The organism is Actinomycetes bacterium, assembly GCA_036000965.1.
GTDB lineage: Bacteria > Actinomycetota > CALGFH01 > CALGFH01 > CALGFH01 > DASYUT01.
In genome coordinates, this window is record DASYUT010000161.1 from 1 (window position 1) to 17179 (window position 17179).

At 73.5% G+C, this 17179-nt stretch carries 16 protein-coding genes; 7 read left to right on the forward strand and 9 right to left on the reverse strand.

The window, feature by feature from the left end; genetic code table 11:
* From VG276_14110 to VG276_14135, 6 genes are all read right to left on the reverse strand, one after another.
* Nucleotides 1-1226 (reverse strand): TRAM domain-containing protein (locus VG276_14110; protein ID HEV8650502.1); only part of this gene is annotated, 1226 nt, incomplete at its 3' end.
* Nucleotides 1226-1825, reverse strand: a complete 600-nt coding sequence (locus tag VG276_14115) for a DsbA family protein (protein HEV8650503.1) — start codon at nucleotides 1823-1825, stop codon at nucleotides 1226-1228. The genes VG276_14115 and VG276_14110, both read right to left, overlap by 1 nt.
* A gap of 83 nt (nucleotides 1826-1908) precedes the next feature.
* Entirely contained in the window at nucleotides 1909-2847 is a 939-nt protein-coding gene (locus VG276_14120; protein HEV8650504.1) for a sigma-70 family RNA polymerase sigma factor, read from the reverse strand.
* Between the two features lie 252 nt (nucleotides 2848-3099).
* The gene (locus tag VG276_14125) at nucleotides 3100-3450 is read right to left on the reverse strand and encodes an MGMT family protein (GenBank protein ID HEV8650505.1); all 351 of its coding nucleotides are present in this window, start codon (nucleotides 3448-3450) and stop codon (nucleotides 3100-3102) included.
* Between the two features lie 23 nt (nucleotides 3451-3473).
* Nucleotides 3474-4295 (reverse strand): enoyl-ACP reductase FabI, encoded by an 822-nt coding sequence (fabI, locus tag VG276_14130; GenBank protein ID HEV8650506.1) that lies wholly within the window; start codon nucleotides 4293-4295, stop codon nucleotides 3474-3476.
* A gap of 105 nt (nucleotides 4296-4400) precedes the next feature.
* Nucleotides 4401-4583 (reverse strand): hypothetical protein, encoded by a 183-nt coding sequence (locus tag VG276_14135; GenBank protein ID HEV8650507.1) that lies wholly within the window; start codon nucleotides 4581-4583, stop codon nucleotides 4401-4403.
* Between the two features lie 535 nt (nucleotides 4584-5118).
* On the opposite strand from VG276_14135, the gene VG276_14140 reads away from it, so the two are divergent.
* The 6 genes from VG276_14140 (at nucleotide 5119) to VG276_14165 (ending at nucleotide 12989) form a co-directional block, all read left to right on the forward strand.
* Complete coding sequence (locus tag VG276_14140) at nucleotides 5119-6411, forward strand: NAD(P)/FAD-dependent oxidoreductase (protein ID HEV8650508.1); 1293 nt, start codon at nucleotides 5119-5121, stop codon at nucleotides 6409-6411.
* Nucleotides 6412-6779: 368 nt separating this feature from the next.
* Nucleotides 6780-7859, forward strand: a complete 1080-nt coding sequence (gene pdhA, locus VG276_14145; protein ID HEV8650509.1) for a pyruvate dehydrogenase (acetyl-transferring) E1 component subunit alpha — start codon at nucleotides 6780-6782, stop codon at nucleotides 7857-7859.
* Nucleotides 7860-7861: 2 nt separating this feature from the next.
* A complete protein-coding gene (locus tag VG276_14150) occupies nucleotides 7862-8839 on the forward strand; it encodes an alpha-ketoacid dehydrogenase subunit beta (GenBank protein HEV8650510.1) in 978 nt (325 codons plus the stop codon).
* Between the two features lie 14 nt (nucleotides 8840-8853).
* Entirely contained in the window at nucleotides 8854-10341 is a 1488-nt protein-coding gene (locus VG276_14155) for a dihydrolipoamide acetyltransferase family protein (GenBank protein HEV8650511.1), read from the forward strand.
* 124 nt (nucleotides 10342-10465) lie between these two features.
* Nucleotides 10466-11629 carry a M15 family metallopeptidase gene (locus VG276_14160; GenBank protein HEV8650512.1) on the forward strand — a complete coding sequence of 388 codons (1164 nt, stop codon included), beginning with the start codon at nucleotides 10466-10468 and terminating at the stop codon, nucleotides 11627-11629.
* A gap of 52 nt (nucleotides 11630-11681) precedes the next feature.
* A complete protein-coding gene (locus tag VG276_14165; protein ID HEV8650513.1) occupies nucleotides 11682-12989 on the forward strand; it encodes an FIST N-terminal domain-containing protein in 1308 nt (435 codons plus the stop codon).
* Nucleotides 12990-13007: 18 nt separating this feature from the next.
* On the opposite strand, the gene VG276_14170 is transcribed toward VG276_14165, so the two are convergent.
* From VG276_14170 to VG276_14180, 3 genes are all read right to left on the reverse strand, one after another.
* A complete protein-coding gene (locus tag VG276_14170) occupies nucleotides 13008-14465 on the reverse strand; it encodes a sodium:proton exchanger (protein ID HEV8650514.1) in 1458 nt (485 codons plus the stop codon).
* A gap of 204 nt (nucleotides 14466-14669) precedes the next feature.
* Nucleotides 14670-14828: a hypothetical protein gene (locus VG276_14175; GenBank protein ID HEV8650515.1), complete on the reverse strand. Its 159-nt coding sequence runs from the start codon at nucleotides 14826-14828 to the stop codon at nucleotides 14670-14672.
* On the reverse strand, nucleotides 14825-15505 hold the full coding sequence (locus VG276_14180) for a dienelactone hydrolase family protein (GenBank protein ID HEV8650516.1): 681 nt from the start codon (nucleotides 15503-15505) through the stop codon (nucleotides 14825-14827). Before VG276_14180 ends, VG276_14175 begins: the two co-directional genes overlap by 4 nt.
* Before the next feature lie 243 nt (nucleotides 15506-15748).
* Here VG276_14180 and VG276_14185 point away from each other — a divergent pair, with 243 nt between their 5' ends.
* Complete coding sequence (locus VG276_14185) at nucleotides 15749-17149, forward strand: dipeptidase (protein HEV8650517.1); 1401 nt, start codon at nucleotides 15749-15751, stop codon at nucleotides 17147-17149.
* Nucleotides 17150-17179 lie beyond the last annotated feature (30 nt).

The window sequence follows — 17179 nt, forward strand, 5'->3', positions numbered from 1 at the left end:
TCGACGTGGGCGGTCTGGGGGAAGAGGTCGACGGGCTGGACCCAGGCGGGGTGGTAGCCCTCGTCGACGAAGGCGCGCACGTCCCTGGCCAGGGCGGCGGGGTCGCAGGACACGAGGGCTACGGCCCGGGGGGAGAGGCGGGCGATGCGGCGCACGGCGGCCGCGCCGGCGCCGGCGCGGGGCGGGTCGAGCACGACCAGGTCGGCCGCGTGGAGCCCCTTGAGCCCGCGGACGGCGTCGTCGGCGATCACGCGGGCATGGGGGTGGCCGGAGAGGTTGCGCTCGGCGTCGCGGGCGGCCGGCTTCCACGACTCGACCGCGAGCACCCGGCCGGCGCGCCTGCCGACCGTGGCGGCGAACAGGCCCACCCCGGCGTACAGGTCGACCAGCAGGTCGGAGGGTCCGGGGGCGAGCGCCTCCCCGACCAGCTCGACCAGCAGGTCCGCGCCTTCACGGTGAACCTGGAAGAAGCTCGCGGCGCTGACGTGGAACTCGGTGCCGGCCACCCGCTCGGTCACGAAGGGGGGGCCCTCGCCGTCACGCACCTTGCCGTTGGCCTGCACCGCGGCCCAGGCGAGCCCCTCGACCGGCGGGGCGCCGGCCCGCTTCGACTTGGCCGCCTCCAGCACGGCCAGCCGCTCGTCGCGCACGCCGTGCCTGAGCCTGACGCGGCTGCCGGCCGGGTGGCGGCCGAGCCGGCCGGGCAGCTCCTGGAGCGGCAGGGCGAGCAGTGGGCAGCGGTCGACCGGGTGGACCTCGTGGCTGGCAGCCCGGAGGAAGCCGAGCCGGCCGTCGGCGCCGGCGGTCAGGGTGGCCCGCTCACGGTAGCCGAACCCCTCCGGCTGGCCGGGCGCCTCCGGCCGCAGGCTGGGACGGACCGGCACGGCGTCCAGGCCGCCGACGTGCGCGAGCTGCTCGCGGACCAGGCGCGCCTTCAGCTCGGCCTGCACGGCCGGGCGGATGTGCTGCCAGGCGCAGCCGCCGCAGCGGCCAGGCCCGAAGTGGGGACAGGGGGGCTCGACCCGGTCGGGGCTCGGCTCGAGCACCTCGACCAGCTCGGCGCGGGCGAACCGGGGGCGCACCTCGGTGACCCGGACGCGCACGCGCTCCCCGGGGATGGCGTAGGGGATGAACACGGCCCGGCCGTCGGCCAGCCGGGCGACTGCCTCGCCGCCGTGGGCGACGCCGGCGCAGGTGACGTTCTCGACCCACCCGCTGCCGCCCATCAGCGGGGGATCCGGGTCGCCTTGAACTCGTTCAGGTCGGTCCAGCCGGTGACCATGTCGAGGATCCGGTCCAGTGTGGCCCGGGCCGAGCGCTGCGTCTCGGGCCGCTGCATCAGGCGCACGAAGACGGCACGGTCGCCGGCGACGAAGGTGGGCACGCCGAACACCCGGTGCTCCTCCACGCCCCAGGTGTGGTCGTCGGCCAGGGCCTTGGCCGGGTGGCCCGCTGCCACCGCCCGGGCGACCTCCCGGGGGTCGAGCCCGGCCGAGGCGACCGCGGCGCGGACCACCTCGGGGTCGTTGACGTCGCGGCCCTGGTCGTGCCGGGCCGAGAAGATCGCGAGGTGGGCGGCTTGGAACCGCTCGGGGAACTGGTCGCGGACGGCGAGCCCCCACTGCAGGGCGAGCACGCCGGAAGGGGGCGGGTCGGTCTCCCAGACCGGCGCGGCCCCCTCTTCCAGGTGGACCTGGGAGAGCGAGAACGCGCGCCATTCGACCTCGTGGACCGGGCCGCCGTCCTCCTGGGCCCGGACGACGATCTCGTTGGCGATGCGGGCGAACGGGCAGAGGTAGTCGAAGGTGATGGCGAAACGGCTCATGCTGCTCCCCTGACATCTGCGTGCCGAAGGCCCACGCTGGGGAGCGTGGGCCCTGTGCGACGGTCGGCGGTACGGTGCGGCTGCTAGGCGGCGACGAGGTCCTCGAGACGAGCCCGGATCTCCGGGCTGCGCAGGCACGCCAGGGCGTCACGCTCGACCTGGCGGGCACGCTCCCGGCTGAAGCCCATGACCGCGCCGACCTCCTCGAGTGTGCGGGGGGTGCCCGAGTCGAGCCCGAAGCGCAGGATCAGCACCTGCCGCTCGCGGTCGGGCAGGGCGCCGAGCACCTGCTCGAGGGCCTCCCGGCCGACCGCCTCGACGGCCAGCTCGTCGGGGCCGATGGCCGAGTCGTCCTCCAGGAAGTCCTGCAGGGCGGCACCGTCGTCGCCGATCGGGGTGTCCAGCGAGGTGATCGCCTGGGCGGTGTCCTTGAGGCGGTGGACCTTCTCGACCGGCATGTCGAGCTCGTCGGCGAGCTCCTCGTCGCTCGGCTCGCGACCCAGCGTCTCGTGCAGCCGGGTCTGGGTGCGGCGCAGCCGGCCGACCTGCTCGTCGACGTGCACGGGCAGGCGGATCGCGCGGGCGCCACGGTCGGCCGCCCCTCTGGCGATGGCCTGACGGATCCACCAGGTCGCGTAGGTCGAGAACTTGAAGCCCTTGCGCCAGTCGAACTTCTCGACAGCGCGGAGCAGGCCGAGGTTCCCCTCCTGGACGAGGTCGCCGAGCGGCAGGCCCGTTGCCGAGAAGCGCCGGGCGATCGACACCACGAGCCGGAGGTTCGACTCGATCATCTTGCGCCGGGCACGCTCACCACGCTCCGCCTCGGCCTCGAGCTCGGGGCGGCGCGGGTCGTCGGCGGGAAGCTCGCTCAGCGCGGCCTGGGCAGCCTGGCCAGCTTCGAACGCCTGGGACAGCTCGACCTCATCGTCCTTGGTGAGGAGGGGATGCCGACCGACCTCGTCGAGGTACAGACGGAACGAGTCCGTCGTCTGCAGATCGAGTAGCTGGTCGTGGTCCTTCATCTCACTCCTTGACTGCACTCCTTGACTGCACTCCTTGACTGCACAGCTTGTAGCACACCACGTCTTCTGTTTTGCCAACACCCATGTTCGCAAACTCTATTCCTGTTTGCACCAGGAATCTCGGATGGATCGCATCCCGAGGTAAGCGGCAGAGGCTGCCAGCCTCGACACCGCAGTGGCACGGCATCGGCTACCGTATCATCTCACGCGAGCGCGCCCAAGGCTTATCGAGTCTCGACCTCGGGTGGAAGGTTAGTCCGTGGGTCGCACGGCACCGCCACGGGGCCCGCGCTGCGCCGGGGACCAGGGGCCGGTCATGGTCCAGTCGACCCGCCCGTCCAAGGTCAGCGCCACGCCCTCCTCCCGGAGGCGGGCGCACTGCTCGTCGCCGCCGGGGGCCGCCTTCATGGCGCCGTCGGCCTGCACCACCCGCCACCAGGGGACGTCGTCGGGGCAGCGGGCGATCGCCTGACCGACCCCGCGCGCACCCTTGCGGACCCCGTAGTACGCCTCCGCCACCTGGCCGTAGGTGGTCGCCCGCCCGGGCGGGACCCGGCGCACCAGCTCCCAGACCGCCTCGTCGAACCCGCCCGCCCTGCGCACAGGATAGCCGTGCCCGGACCGGGCTACGCCCGCTCCTCCTCGGCGGCGGCCCTGGCCTGCTCGTCGGGGGACATGAGGTCGGCACCCATGGCGTGGAAGCCGCCGTCGACGTGGACCAGCTCGCCGGAGACCCCCCGGGACCAGTCCGACAGCAGCCACAGGGTCGCCCGGGCCACGTTGGTCGGGTCGGTCACGTCCCAGCCGAGCGGGGCCCGCTTCGACCAGACGTCGGCGAACAGGTTGAACCCCGGGATGCCCTTGGCCGCCATGGTGCGGATCGGCCCGGCGCTGATCGCGTTCACCCGGATGCGCCTGACGCCGAGGTCGCGGGCCAAGTAGCGGGTGACGGACTCGAGGGCGGCCTTGCTCACCCCCATCCAGTCGTACACCGGCCAGGCCACCCGGGCGTCGAAGTCGAGGGTGACCACGGAGGCGTCGTGGTCCTCGAGCACTGGGAGCAGGCCGACCGTGAGGGTCTTGAGCGAGAAGGCGGACACCTGGAAGGCGGTCGCGGCCGACTCGAACGGCGTGTTCAGGAAGTTGCCGCCCAGGGCGTCGGCCGGGGCGAAGCCGATCGCGTGCAGCACGCCGTCGACCCGGCCCCAGCGCCTGGCCAGGTCGTCGGCGACCGCGGCCACGTCCTCGGGCTTGCTGGCGTCGAGCTCCAGGACGTCGACCTCGCGGGGCAGCCGTCTGGCCGTGCGCTCGGTCAGCGAGCGGGTACGGCCGAAGCCGGTCAGGACCACCTCGGCGCCGTTGTCGAGGGCCTCGCGGGCCACCGCGTAGGCGATCGAGCCCGGGGTCAGCACCCCGGTGATCAGCAGTCGCTTGCCGTCGACGAGCACAGCCGGGCTCCTCCCTTGCCGTCGGGACGGCGCATTGTACGCACACAGGGAAGAGGGACGGCCGGTGGCCGTCCCTCGGGGATATCGATTGGTAGTTCGTAAGGACTAGTGCGAGAGGCGCTCGGTCATGAGCGAGATCACGTTCCCGCGGTCGTCGAAGTCTCGGATCAGCGCGATCGACGCGCGCTCCCTGGAAACGGGGCGTCCGCCCGCGTCAAGGAAGGAAAGCCGCTGCAGGCCCCCTGACATGGGCTCTTGGACCACCTCGGTTTCCGTTGGTGTCGCCACAGGCTGTCCTCCTCGTCCGGTGCCCGCGCCCGCCTCGGGCGCTGGCAGGGCCAGAACTGGATGGTCCTGTGTACCACCATCGGTGCGATCCGAAAAGCCCCTCGATGCAGCGGCCCAGTAGCCCTGTCTAGTCACCATTGATGGCCTGACCTGGGGTTTCGTGAGCGACGGGCTAGCTAACACCGGTAGTCGCATCTCCGTAATTTCTGTGATGTCACGGAAGGGGACGCCGCAGTAGCTTCGGGCCTGTCATCGCCATAGGTACGCTCGACTCACTCCTAGAGGCGATCGGAAGCGCCGCCTCCCCCCGGGCGGCACCCGCAAGGGCCGGAACCTTGCCAGGTTCCGGCCCTTGTGATGCGGGTGGCGAGTCGCCGCCCTCTGCCCGACCAACGTGTGAGGCGGCGAGTCGCCGCCCTGTTCCCCGGTCGACCGGGTTTGCCGGGCGCGCGCGGGGCAACCCGGACTGGCACGATGGTGCCGCCCGACCGGGCCCAGCGCACCTGAGACAGGGAGCGTCAGACAGGGAGCGTCCATGAGCGGCCGCAAGCGGATCCTGGTGGTCGGCGGCGGGTTCGGGGGCATGTACGCCGCCCGCGGCCTCGAGAAGCAACTGCCCGCCGGCATGGCCGAGATCGTGCTCGTCAACCCCGAGAACTTCATGCTCTACACGCCGCTGCTGCCCGAGGCCGCCTCCGGCACGATCGAGCCCAGGCACGTGGTGGTGCCGCTGCGCCGGGTGCTGCGCCGCACCCGGCTCATCGTCGGCAAGGTGACCGGGATCGACGTCGACAAGCGCACCTGCGAGGTCAAGCCGCCCGAGGGCGAGCAGCGTGCCTTCGCCTGGGACTACCTGATCCTGGCCCCCGGCTCGGTCTCACGGCTCCTGCCGATCCCGGGCCTGCGCGAGCACGCCCGCGGCTTCAAGACCCTCCCCGAAGGCATCTACCTGCGCAACCACGTCCTCCAGCAGCTCGAGCTGGCCGACGCCACCGACGACGCCGACGAGCGCCGCACGCGCTGCACGTTCGTCGTGGTCGGCGCCGGCTACGCCGGAACCGAGCTGGTCGGCGAGCTGCAGTCGCTCACCACCCGCGCCCTCAAGGCCTACCCGGGCCTGCGGCCCAGGGACATCCGCTGGATCCTGGTGGACGCGGCGCCCCAGATCATGCCCGAGCTGGGCAGGGACCTCAGCCGGATCGCCCTGCGCACCCTGCGCGAGCGCGGCATCGAGGTCCGGCTCGAGACCCAGGTGAAGGAGGTCGGGCCCGACTGGGTGCGCCTGTCCGACGGCGACGACATCCCGACCCGGACCTTCGTGTGGACCGCGGGGGTGACCCCCCACCCGATGCTGGCCAGGATCGGCCTGCCCGCCGACGACAAGGGCCGGCTGGTGGTCGACGAGTACCTGCGCGTCCACGGCCGCGAGGACGTCTTCGCCCTCGGCGACAGCGCCCGCGTGCCCGACCGGGCCGCGCCCGGCGGCTTCGCGCCGCCCACCGCCCAGCACGCCCTCCGCGAAGCCAAGGCGTGCGCCGCCAACCTCGCCGCCTCCCTCGGCGAGGGGCACGCCCAGCCGTTCCGGTTCAAGGGCCTGGGCCTGCTCGTCAACCTGGGCGAGTACAAGGGCGTCGGCCGGGCCCTCGGCGTCCCGCTCTCGGGCTTCGCCGGCTGGTTCGTGACCCGCACCTACCACCTGGCGGCGATGCCCACCTGGGGCCGCCGCCTCCGGGTCATGCTCGACTGGACGATCGCCCTCGCCTTCCCGCGCGACATCGCTGAGCTCGGCTCGCTCGGCCGCGACGAGGAGAACGCCCCCACCAGCTAGGCATGGTGGCACAGGCGCTGGCGGGGGCCGAGGCGGCGGCGGGATCCCCCGGGCCATGGCACAGGCGCTCTTGGGGGGCCGTGGGGGGAGCGAGCTCCCCCCACCTCGAACGAGGACCGCGGCTCGCCGACTCCCCGGCAACCTCCGCTCCCAACGTATCCGACCGAAGATATGGGTAGGATCATGCTGGGCACCGCTGCCCGCCCGGAGCGCCCGGCTCCGGCTCCGGCACGGGGGCGCTGCCCGGCCGTGCCGGGGCGCTCGTCCACCAGACCCGCGCAACCGGCGCGACGGCGGCCTCGCCGGCCGCCACCCGGTCGCGAGGCGGAGCGTCCGCAAGCGGCGGACTGGACGCGGGAGTTGAGGGTATGGACCAGACTGACGAGCAGGTCCGGCTGCTCGCCGAGGACGGCACGCTCATCGAGCACCAGACCTACAAGATCGACCTCTCCGACGACGAGCTGCGCGACCTGTACCGCAAGCTGGTCGTGGTCCGCCGGATCGACACCGAGGGGACCAACCTCCAGCGCCAGGGCCAGCTCGGCATCTGGGCGCCCTGCCTGGGGCAGGAGGCGGCCCAGGTGGGCAGCGCGGCCGCCCTCGGCCCGGACGACTTCGTCTTCCCCTCCTACCGGGAGCACGGCGTCGCCTACGTCCGCGGCATGGACGTCGTCAGGGTGCTCCAGCTCTACCGTGGCACGAGCCTGTCCGGCTGGGACCCCAAGGAGCGCAACTTCGCCTGCTACTCGATCCCGATCGGCACCCAGGCCCTGCACGCGGTCGGCTACGCCATCGGGGCCAAGTGGGACGGCGCCGAGCTGTGCGCGGTCGCCTACTTCGGCGACGGCGCCACCTCCGAGGGCGACACCAACGAGGCGTTCAACTTCGCGGCGGTGAACTCGGCGCCGGTGGTGTTCTTCTGCCAGAACAACCAGTGGGCGATCTCGGTGCCGCTGGCCAAGCAGATGGCCGCGCCCGTCTACCGTCGCGCTGCCGGGTTCGGCTTCCCCGGCGTGCAGGTCGACGGCAACGACGTCCTCGCGGTCTACGCGGTGACCAAGGCGGCCGCCGGCCGGGCCAGGGACGGCAGCGGCCCGACCCTGATCGAGGCCCTCACCTACCGGCTCGGGGCCCACACCACCACCGACGACCCGACCCGCTACCGCACCAAGGACGAGCTGGACATGTGGACGGCCAGGGAGCCGATCGGGCGGTACCGGTCGTTCCTCGAGAAGGCCGGCCTCTGGTCCGAGGAGGTCGAGCGCCGCGCCCAGGAGGACGCCGACGCCACCGCGGCGCGGATCCGGCGGGCGGTGGAGGAGATGCCCCGCCCGGCCCTGTCCGACATGGTCGACCACGTCTACGCGGAGCCTCCCGCGACCCTGCTGCGGCAGTGGCGCCGGCTCGAGGAGTTCGAGGCCCAGTTCGCGGGCGGAGAGGAGGGCTAGCGATGGCGTCGGTCACGATGGCCAAGGCGCTGAACACCGCCATGCGGGACGCGATGGAGGCCGACGACCGGGTCGTGCTGCTCGGCGAGGACGTCGGCACCCTCGGCGGCGTCTTCCGGATCACCGACGGGCTGCAGAAGGACTTCGGCGAGCACCGGGTGATGGACACCCCGCTGGCCGAGTCCGCCATCATGGGGATCTCCATCGGGCTGGCCATGCGCGGCTACCGGCCGGTGCCCGAGATGCAGTTCGACGGCTTCAGCTACCCGGCCCTGGACCAGGTCATCAGCCACCTGGCAAAGTACCGGAACCGTTCCAGGGGCACCCAGGCCATGCCGGTGGTCTGCCGGATCCCCTACGGAGGCGGGATCGGCGCGGTCGAGCACCACTCGGAGAGCCCGGAGACCTACTACGCGCACACGGCCGGCCTGAAGGTGGTGACCCCCTCGTCGCCCGCTGACGCCTACTCCCTGCTGCGCCAGTCGATCGACGCCGAGGACCCGGTGATCTTCCTGGAGCCGAAGCGGCGCTACTGGCTCAAGCAGGAGCTCGACCTGCCGGTCACCACCGAGCCGATCGGCCGGGCCCGGGTGCTGCGCGAGGGCTCCGACCTGACCCTGGTCGCCTACGGGCCGATGGTGAAGGTCGCGATGGACACGGCCACCGCGGCCGCCGAGGACGGGCTGGCCTCGCTCGAGGTGATCGACCTGCGCAGCCTGGTCCCCCTGGACGAGGAGGCGCTGGTCGCCTCGGTGGAGCGGACCGGCCGCATGGTGGTCGTGCACGAGGCCCCCGAGTTCCTCGGCATGGGCGCCGAGATCGCGGCCCGCGTGACCGAGCAGGCCTTCTTGTCCCTCGAGGCGCCCGTGCTGCGCTGCACCGGCCTGGACATCCCCTACCCGCCGGCCAAGCTGGAGGAGGCCCACCTGCCCGGGGTCGACCGGGTCCTGTGGACCGTCCAGCGGTCCCTGGACTTCTAGAGGGAGGAGGCGCGGTGCCCGAGCGCGACTTCAGGCTCCCCGACCTCGGGGAGGGGCTGACCGACGGCGAGGTGGTGCGCTGGCTGGTCGCCGAGGGCGACACGATCGTGCTCAACCAGCCCATCGTCGAGGTGGAGACGGCCAAGGCGGTGGTGGAGGTCCCGTCCCCCTACGCGGGCACGGTCACCAAGCTCCACGCAGCCGAGGGGGAGACCCTCGACGTGGGCGCGCCGCTGCTGAGCGTCGACACCGGTGGCGCACCGGCGGACCAGGCAGCACGCGGCCTGGCCCGGGGCGAGCCCGCCGCGGCGGGGGAGCCGGGCCTGGCCGGGGGCGAGCCCGCCGCGGCGGGGGAGCCGGGCCTGAACGGCTTGGCGACCCCGGAGCCGGAGGCCGGCCCGGAGGCGGAAGCGGTCCCGGAGCAGCAGGCCAGCCCGGGGTCCGAGCAGCAGGCGACCCTGGTCGGTCCGGGCGAGCGCCAGCAGGCGCGCCGGCGCCGGGCCGCCGGGCCGGCCTCGCGGGGGCCGGCCGCGCCGAGCGGCCCGACCCCGACCGCCCCGCCGGGCTCTCGCGCTCCTGGAGCCCAGCCCGGTCGCCCCAAGGCGACCCCGCCGGTCCGCAAGTACGCCAGGGACCGCGGCGTCGACCTCGCACGGCTCACCGGGACGGGCAAGGACGGCCGGGTGACCCGTGAGGACGTCGACCTGGCCCTGGCCGGGGAGGACGTCGACCTGGGTCTGGCCGGGGAGGCCGGCGCGCCCACCGCGGTGAGCAGGTGGCCGGCCGCGCGCGCGCCGCGCGACCGCGCCGAGGAGCGCATCCCGGTCCGGGGCACGCGCAAGCAGATCGCGGCCGCCATGGTGGCGTCGAAGTTCTCCATCCCGCACGTGACCGAGTTCCTCACCGTCGACGCGACTGCCCTGATGGCGCTCCGAGCCCGCCTCAAGGCGCTGCCGGCGGCCGCCGGCGTCAAGCTGACGCCGCTCGCGGTCATCGCCAAGGCGCTCTGCGCGGCCGTGCGCCAGTACCCGCTGATGAACTCCTCCTGGGACGACGCCGCCAGCGAGATCGTCGTCAAGGGCTGGGTCAACCTCGGCATCGCCACCGACACGCCGACCGGGCTCCTCGTGCCCAACATCAAGGACGCCGACACGCTTGGCATCCTCGAGCTGTCCAGCGAGCTGGCCCGCCTCACCGGCCTCGCCCGCGAGCGCAAGGCCGCGCCGTCGGACCTGTCGGGCGGGACGATCACGATCACCAACGTGGGCGGGTTCGGGGTCGAGACCGGCACGCCGATCATCAACAAGCCCGAGTGCGCGATCCTGGCCACGGGCCTGATCGCGCCCCGGCCCTGGGTGGTGGACGGCGAGCTGGCCGTCCGCCAGCTCATGACCGCGTCGGTCTCGTTCGACCACCGGATCGTCGACGGCGCCTACGCCGCCCGGTTCCTGGCCCACCTGCGCGACCTGCTCGAGGACCCTGCGCTGCTGGCGGCATTCTGACCACGGAATGCTCGGAATGGGTCGGCGGGTCTTGGTGAGGTCTTGGGGAGGTAAACACCTCGGGTGAACTCTGCCCCGAACTGCGCCGTCCGTTTACCCTGGAGGCCGGAGAAGGGGGGTCGTGATGCGGGCCCGGGCCAGGCAGCAACGGGCGGTGGCCGTGATCGCCCTGCTCGCCGCCGTCTCGGCCTCGACCGCCAGGATGGTCGCGGTCCACTCCGACGAGGTGGCGGCCGCCGCGGGGGTCCCGGGCAAGGGGGTCTTCGCCGACGCCGTCTCCCGCGGTCCGGTCGCGTTCAAGGGCGAGCTGCTCGTCTGGGCCTCCGGCGGCTTCTCCACCGACGAGGTCAAGCGCATCCGGGACTCGCCCCAGGTCGCCGCGATCGCCGCCGTGCGCACCGGGCAGCTCGCGGTCGAGAGCCGCAAGGCGGGTTACCCGGTGGTGCCGGTCGAGGCGATGGCCGCCAACCGGGATGCCTACGCGGACGCCCTGGGCAAGCCGGCGGGCCCGCTCTCGGGGATGCTCCGCAAGGGCGCGGTGCTCTCCCAGACCGGCGCCCGGCTTCGTGGGCTGCGCACCGGTGGCCGGCTGCGGCTCGCCGACGGCAGGACCCTGCCGGTGACCGGCGTGGTGGCCGACTGGGTCATCGGCGGCTACGAGGTCGCGGTCGACCGTGACCTGGGCCAGCGGCTCAAGCTGCGACGAACCACCTACCTGCTGCTGCGGACGCGCGGCTCCCGGCCCAGGTTCGAGGCGGCCATCCGGCGCCTGGTGCCCAGGCGGGCGCTGCGCTTCCGGGCCCCGGGGGAGCGGCCCTTCCTGCGGGCCGGTGACGGCGCGCTCCCGCTCGGCCTGGTCAAGCTCCGCTTCGGCGAGTTCGCGGTGCGGAGCCTGGCCCGTCCCGAGCCCGATCCCCGCTGGGTGCGGGAGCACATCGTGCGCGCGGTCGTGCCCGTGCTCGGCCCCGTGCGCTGCCACAAGCTGATCGTCCCCCACCTGACCGCGGCCATGGCCGAGGTGAAGCGGCTGCGCCTCCAGCAGCTGGTCGACGTGGCCGACTTCCGCCGCCGGGGTGGCTGCTTCAGCCCGGTCCGGGGCGGCGGCGCCGAGCTGTCCAGGCGCGCCTTCGGGATCGCGCTCGCGCTCAACGTCGCCGCCAACCCGCCCGGCAAGGCCAACGCCGACCCGAGGCTCGCGCGGGTGATGGCCCGCCACGGCTTCACCTGGGGCGGGCACTGGCTGCGCCCGAACGGCGGCTACTTCGAGTGGGTGGGCTCGGGGGCTTGACCGGCGCCCGGAGGGGTACGCTGGTCGCCTTGGCCCAACCGGAGGACACGTGATGAGGCTGCACTTCGGCGCCGCCGTCTCGACCGCCCCAGACCACCAGCAAGCCCTCGACGAGGTCATCCCGGCGGCCGTGGCCGCCCTCGAGGGCACGCCGGACCTGGCCGTCTGCTTCTTCTCGACCGAGCACGCGGCGGCCGCGTCCGGGATCGCCCTGAGCCTCTCCGAGCGCCTGGGCACCTCGGCGATCGTCGGCTGCACCGCCGAGGGCGTCATCGGCGAGGGCCGCGAGCTGGAAGGCAGCCCCGGCCTGGCCCTGTGGCTGGCGCGGCTGCCCGGCGTGGACGTGCGCCCGTTCGCGCTCGAGGTGGTGGCGGTGCCCGACGGGTACGGCATCGCCGGGTGGCCGAGCATCGCGCCGCAGGAGGAGGCCACCGTCGTGCTCCTGGCCGACCCGTTCTCCTTCCCGGCCGACCGGTTCCTCGAACGGCTGAACGAGGAGCAGCCCGGCCTGCCCGTGGTCGGCGGGATGGCGTCGGGGGGAAGCGGGCCCGGCGAGCACCGCCTGCTGTCCGGCACCGACGTGGTCGACCGCGGGGCGGTCGGCGTCGCCCTGGCCGGGGCGGTCGAGGTGCGCACGGTGGTGAGCCAGGGCTGCCGCCCGATCGGGTCGCCGTACGCCGTGACCAGGGGCGAAGGGAACGTGGTGCACGAGCTGGGCGGCCAGCCCGCGATCGAGCGTCTCCGTCAGGTCGTGACCACGCTCAGCCAGCGCGACCAGGCCCTCATCCGGGGCGGGCTGCAGGTCGGCCAGGTCATCGACGAGCACAAGGCCGAGTTCGGCCGGGGCGACTTCCTGATCCGCGGGCTGGTCGGTGCCGACGAGGAGACCGGCGCCATCGCGGTCGGGGACCAGGTCGAGCTCGGGCAGACCCTGCAGTTCCACGTCAGGGACGCGGTCGCCGCCGGCGAGGAGCTCGAGCTGCTGCTCGGTCCGGTGACCGGCTGGCACCCCAAGGGCGTGCTGCTGTTCTCGTGCAACGGCCGGGGTCGCCGCTTCTTCGGCGAGCCCGACCACGACGCCCAGCGGGTCGCGGTCGCCACCGGCCAGGCCCCGATGGCCGGGTTCTTCGCCCAGGGCGAGCTCGGCCCGGTCGGCAAGCGCAACTTCGTGCACGGCTACACCGCCAGCATGGCCCTGTTCTGCGAGCCCGGGGAGCCCGTGCCCGCCCTCGACCGCGCCACCGCCGCGGAGCCCGCCGGCGCCCTGTCCGACCCGCCGAGCCTGACCGGCCTGCCCTCGCCCCTCGACCGCCCACCAGTCCCCGACGCCGGGGAGCCGGGTGCGCCTCGGCCGGTCTGACCCCCCGCGGACCAGGATCTACGAGGAGGTCTTCGCGGTGGCTGCCGGCTCCTTGTCTTCTTCGAGCTGGTCGTAGGAGGTACGGAAGCCGTCGCGGAGGCGGGTGCGGAACTCGGCCCGGTTGCGGACGAGCAGGATGGCGCCGAGCAGGAGGTAGACGACCGAGACCGCGATCAGCTCGACGCCGTGGAGCGAGGCCGGGACGACCGCGCCGATGATGAACTGGGCCCAGAACAGGCCGAAGATCGCGGCCGCCTCCTTCACCGACATCGTGAGGTTGGTGAGGACCGCCACCGCGAAGACGGTCTGGGCGGCGGTGAGCAGCAGCTCCTCGCGCTGCTGGGCCTGGATGGGCAGGCCGTGCAGGCTCGACGACGCGACCGCGAACACGACCGGCAGGGTGCCCACGAGCAGCGTCCACTGGTTGACCTTGGAGGAGATCAGGGTGGTGAGCGCCTCGCCGGTCTTCAGCCGCCAGGCGTACAACCCGGCCACCAGCAGCTCGGGTGCCTCCGAGGCCAGCGGGGCGAGCCACTGGACCAGGAAGAACTCGCTGACGCCGAGTTCGGTACCGGTGTCGACCAGCGCCTCGGCGAAGTGCTCGGCCACGAGCAGGATGACCACGGCGGCGAACCCGAACAGGGCGAGGACGGTGGCCCGCCGGCGGCGGCGCGGCAGGGCGCCGACGTAGGCGGCCGGGCCGATCAGGTGCGGCTCCTCGGCCGGCGCCTTGGAGATGCGCAGCGTGTAGGCGACGAAGACGGCGACCAGGATGACGGCGTCGACCAGGGTGACGGTCCGCTTCAGGGGCAGGGTCAGGGAGTAGGCGCAGGCAAGGGCGAGGAATGACAGCTCGACCGACTTGGTCCGGTTGAGCGCGATGCCCTCGCGCGGCTCACCCCGCCGCCGCCAGCGCCACCAGGCGATGAACACCACCATCGCCCAGCCGATGCCGATCAGGAGCCGGTTGGCGCCGGTCATGTTCGCGAGCACGAGGGAGCAGTTGGACTCGCCGGCGCCGTCCGGCGGCTTGCAGGCCGAGCCGAACCGCTCCACGTCGTTGCCGCCCTTCCAGGCGAACACGAAGCCGACCGCGTACTCGGGCAGCACGGCGACCAGGGCGAGCGCGCCGATGGCCAGGCTGGCCGAGATGTCGAGCATGGCTGCCTCGGCCGCCCAGCCGAGCAGGAACGCCGCGCCGATCACGGCGAGCCCGTAGAGCAGGGCGGCGAGCGGGGGTGCGAGGTGGGGCCCGCCGAGGTGCAGCAGCTCGGCGACGCCCAGGAGGCCCCCCGGGATGGTGATCGCGATGGCGAGGAGCAGGGGGATGCGCTGCGACCGGGTGGACGCCCTGTCGCCGGTCGTGTCCGTCTTGGTGACCATGCGGGAGTCCTCCGGGTCGTCCGGGCGTCGACCGACGCCGAGCGGCACGAAGGTCTCGTCCCCCGCGTCGCGGGTGAGACGCCGGGCGGGCATCGGCCCGCCGTGGTGACGGCGCGCTCATGAGGCGCGGACGGCCCCGTGAGGACTACTCCCCTTCCGCGACATCCTACCTGCCCGGACGGGAGCACACGCGCACGCGGCCGACGGAGCACTGCGCACGCGGCGGGCCAGGGGCGGGCCGGCCGTCAGTCAGTGCGGGTGCGGGTGGCCCCGACCGGGGCCGTCAGGGGCGCCCCGTCAACATCCCGGCTCGCCCGGGTGGCCGCAGCAGACCCGGGCCCGCAGCGGGCGCCGGGCCAGGTTGCGGACGACCAAGTAGGCCTTCCTTGCCACCCCCGAATCGTGCTCGACGATGTTGCGGAGGAACGGGCCGGGTCCCGGCTCCTTGCCGCTCACGACCCGCCACCCAGGGTGCCGCGCAGGAAGTCGAGCGTGCGCCGCCACGACAGGTCGGCCGCCTCGGCGTCGTGGACCTCGGGGCGGTCGTCGTTGAAGAAGGCGTGCGCGGTACCGGGATAGTGGTGGAAGGTCACCCCCACGCCGGCGTCCCGGAGCTCCTGTTCCATCTGGTCGGCCAGCTCGCGGGGGGCGAAGTCGTCGTCCTCGGCGAAGTGGCCGAGCACCGCCCCCTTGACCGTCGACAGGTCCCATTCGAGACCTGGGCGCGGGAACCCGTAGTAGCACACGGCCGCGGCCACCTCGGGCTCGAGCGACGCGAGGTAGAGCGCGAGCCCGCCGCCGACGCAGAAGCCGATCACGCCCACGCCCGAGCCGGTCGTCTCCGGCATGGCCAGGAGCGCGTCGACCGCGCCGCCCATGTCCCTGGCGGCCTGGTCGAGCCGCATCTCCATGACCAGCTTGCCGGCCTCGTCCGGCTCGCTGGTCTGCGCTCCGCGGTACAGGTCCGGGGCGATGGCCACGAACCCCTCGGCGGCGAGCCGGTCGGCCACGTCGCGGATGTGGGGCACCAGCCCCCACCACTCCTGGATGACGACGACTCCCGGGCCGCTGCCGGACGGCGGCAGCGAGACGTAGGCGGGCACCGGCCCGCCGTCGGCCCTGATCTCGGTCATGGATCCAGCCATCCGATCCCTCCTGGGTGTGCCCGTCGGTCCGCTCGCGCCACGAAGGCGCAAGTGTGCCCGCATCCTTCCACGCCAGGCGTCCGGCAACCACCGGCACCGGCGACGGGGGCCCCCGGGCCCCTCTGACGGCCTGCCGGATCCGCCGGGCCCCTCTCTGACGGCCTGCCGGGGCCGCCGGGCCCCTCTGATAGCCTGCCGGATGTCGTTCCGCCCCGTTGCGTGAGGGAGCTTGTGGCTGACATCGACGCTTTCGTCAAGGCCGAGGCCGAGTCGCTGGTCGCCGAGCTGTCCGAGTGGTGCGCGATCCCGTCGATCTCCACCGACCCGGCCCACGCCGACGACGTCCGTCGCTCGGCCGAGCACCTGGCCGGGCTGATGGAGGCGGCCGGTCTCCAGTCGGAGGTGATCCCGGTGGAGGGCGGCCAGCCCGCCGTCTACGGCGAGTGGCTGGGCGCCGGTCCGGACGCCCCCACCATCACCGTCTACGGCCACCACGACGTCCAGCCCGTCGACCCGCTCGAGCAGTGGACCACGCCGCCGTTCGAGCCCACCGTGCGCGACGGCTGCCTGCACGGGCGGGGCGCCTCCGACGACAAGGGGCAGGTCCACTTCCAGGTGTCGGCCATCCGCCACCTGCTCGCCGCCGACGGCAGCCTGCCGGTCAACGTCAAGTTCCTGGTCGAGGGCGAGGAGGAGGCGGGCTCCCCCAACATCGAGGCGTTCCTGGCCGACCACGCCGAGCGGCTCGCCTGCGACGTCGTGTTCGTGTCCGACACCGGCATGCACGCCCGCGACGTGCCCTCGATGGTCACCTCGATGCGCGGGCTGATCTACTTCCAGGTCGACCTGCGCACCGCACCGGCCGACCTGCACTCCGGCACGTTCGGGGGGACGGTCCCGAACGCGGTGGAGGCGCTCGTCCGGCTCCTGGCCGGCCTCAAGGACGACCGCGGCCGGATCGCCATCCCGGGCTGGTACGACGACGTCCTCGAGCTGACCGCCGAGGAGCGCCGGAACTTCGCGGCCCTTCCCTTCGACCCCGAGGAGCTGAAGCGCAACGCCGGCGTGCGGTCGCTGCCTGGCGAGGAGGGCTGGTCGCCGCTCGAGCGCATCGGGGGCCGCCCGGCCGCCGACGTCAACGGCGTCTGGGGCGGGTACACCGGGGTCGGGCAGAAGACCATCATCCCCGCCGAGGCGCACGCCAAGGTGTCGTTCCGGCTCGTCGCCGACCAGGAGCCGGCCAAGCTGCAGCCGCTGTTCGAGCAGTGGGTGCGCGCCAACGCGCCCGAGGCCAGCGAGGTGGCCGTCCAGTCGATCGGCGGCGTCCGGCCCTGCCTGACCCCGATCGACCACCCCGGCAACCAGGCGGCCGCCCGGGCGGTCGCCCGTGCCTTCGGCACCGAGCCGCTGTTCACCCGGGAGGGCGGCTCGGGACCCGAGCGGGCTCTGTCCGACGCCCTCGGCGTCGCCTGCGTCTACGTCGGGGTCATGCTGCCCGAGGACCGCATCCACGCGCCCAACGAGCGGCTGCTGCTGTCCCACTACTACCGGGGCATGCGGGCCGCCGCCTACGCCTACGAGGAGTTCGCCCGCCCAGGCGTGGCCGCCGCCCTGCGCGCGCTGCGCCGCTGACCGCGCCCTGCCGGCCTGCGTAGAGGTCCC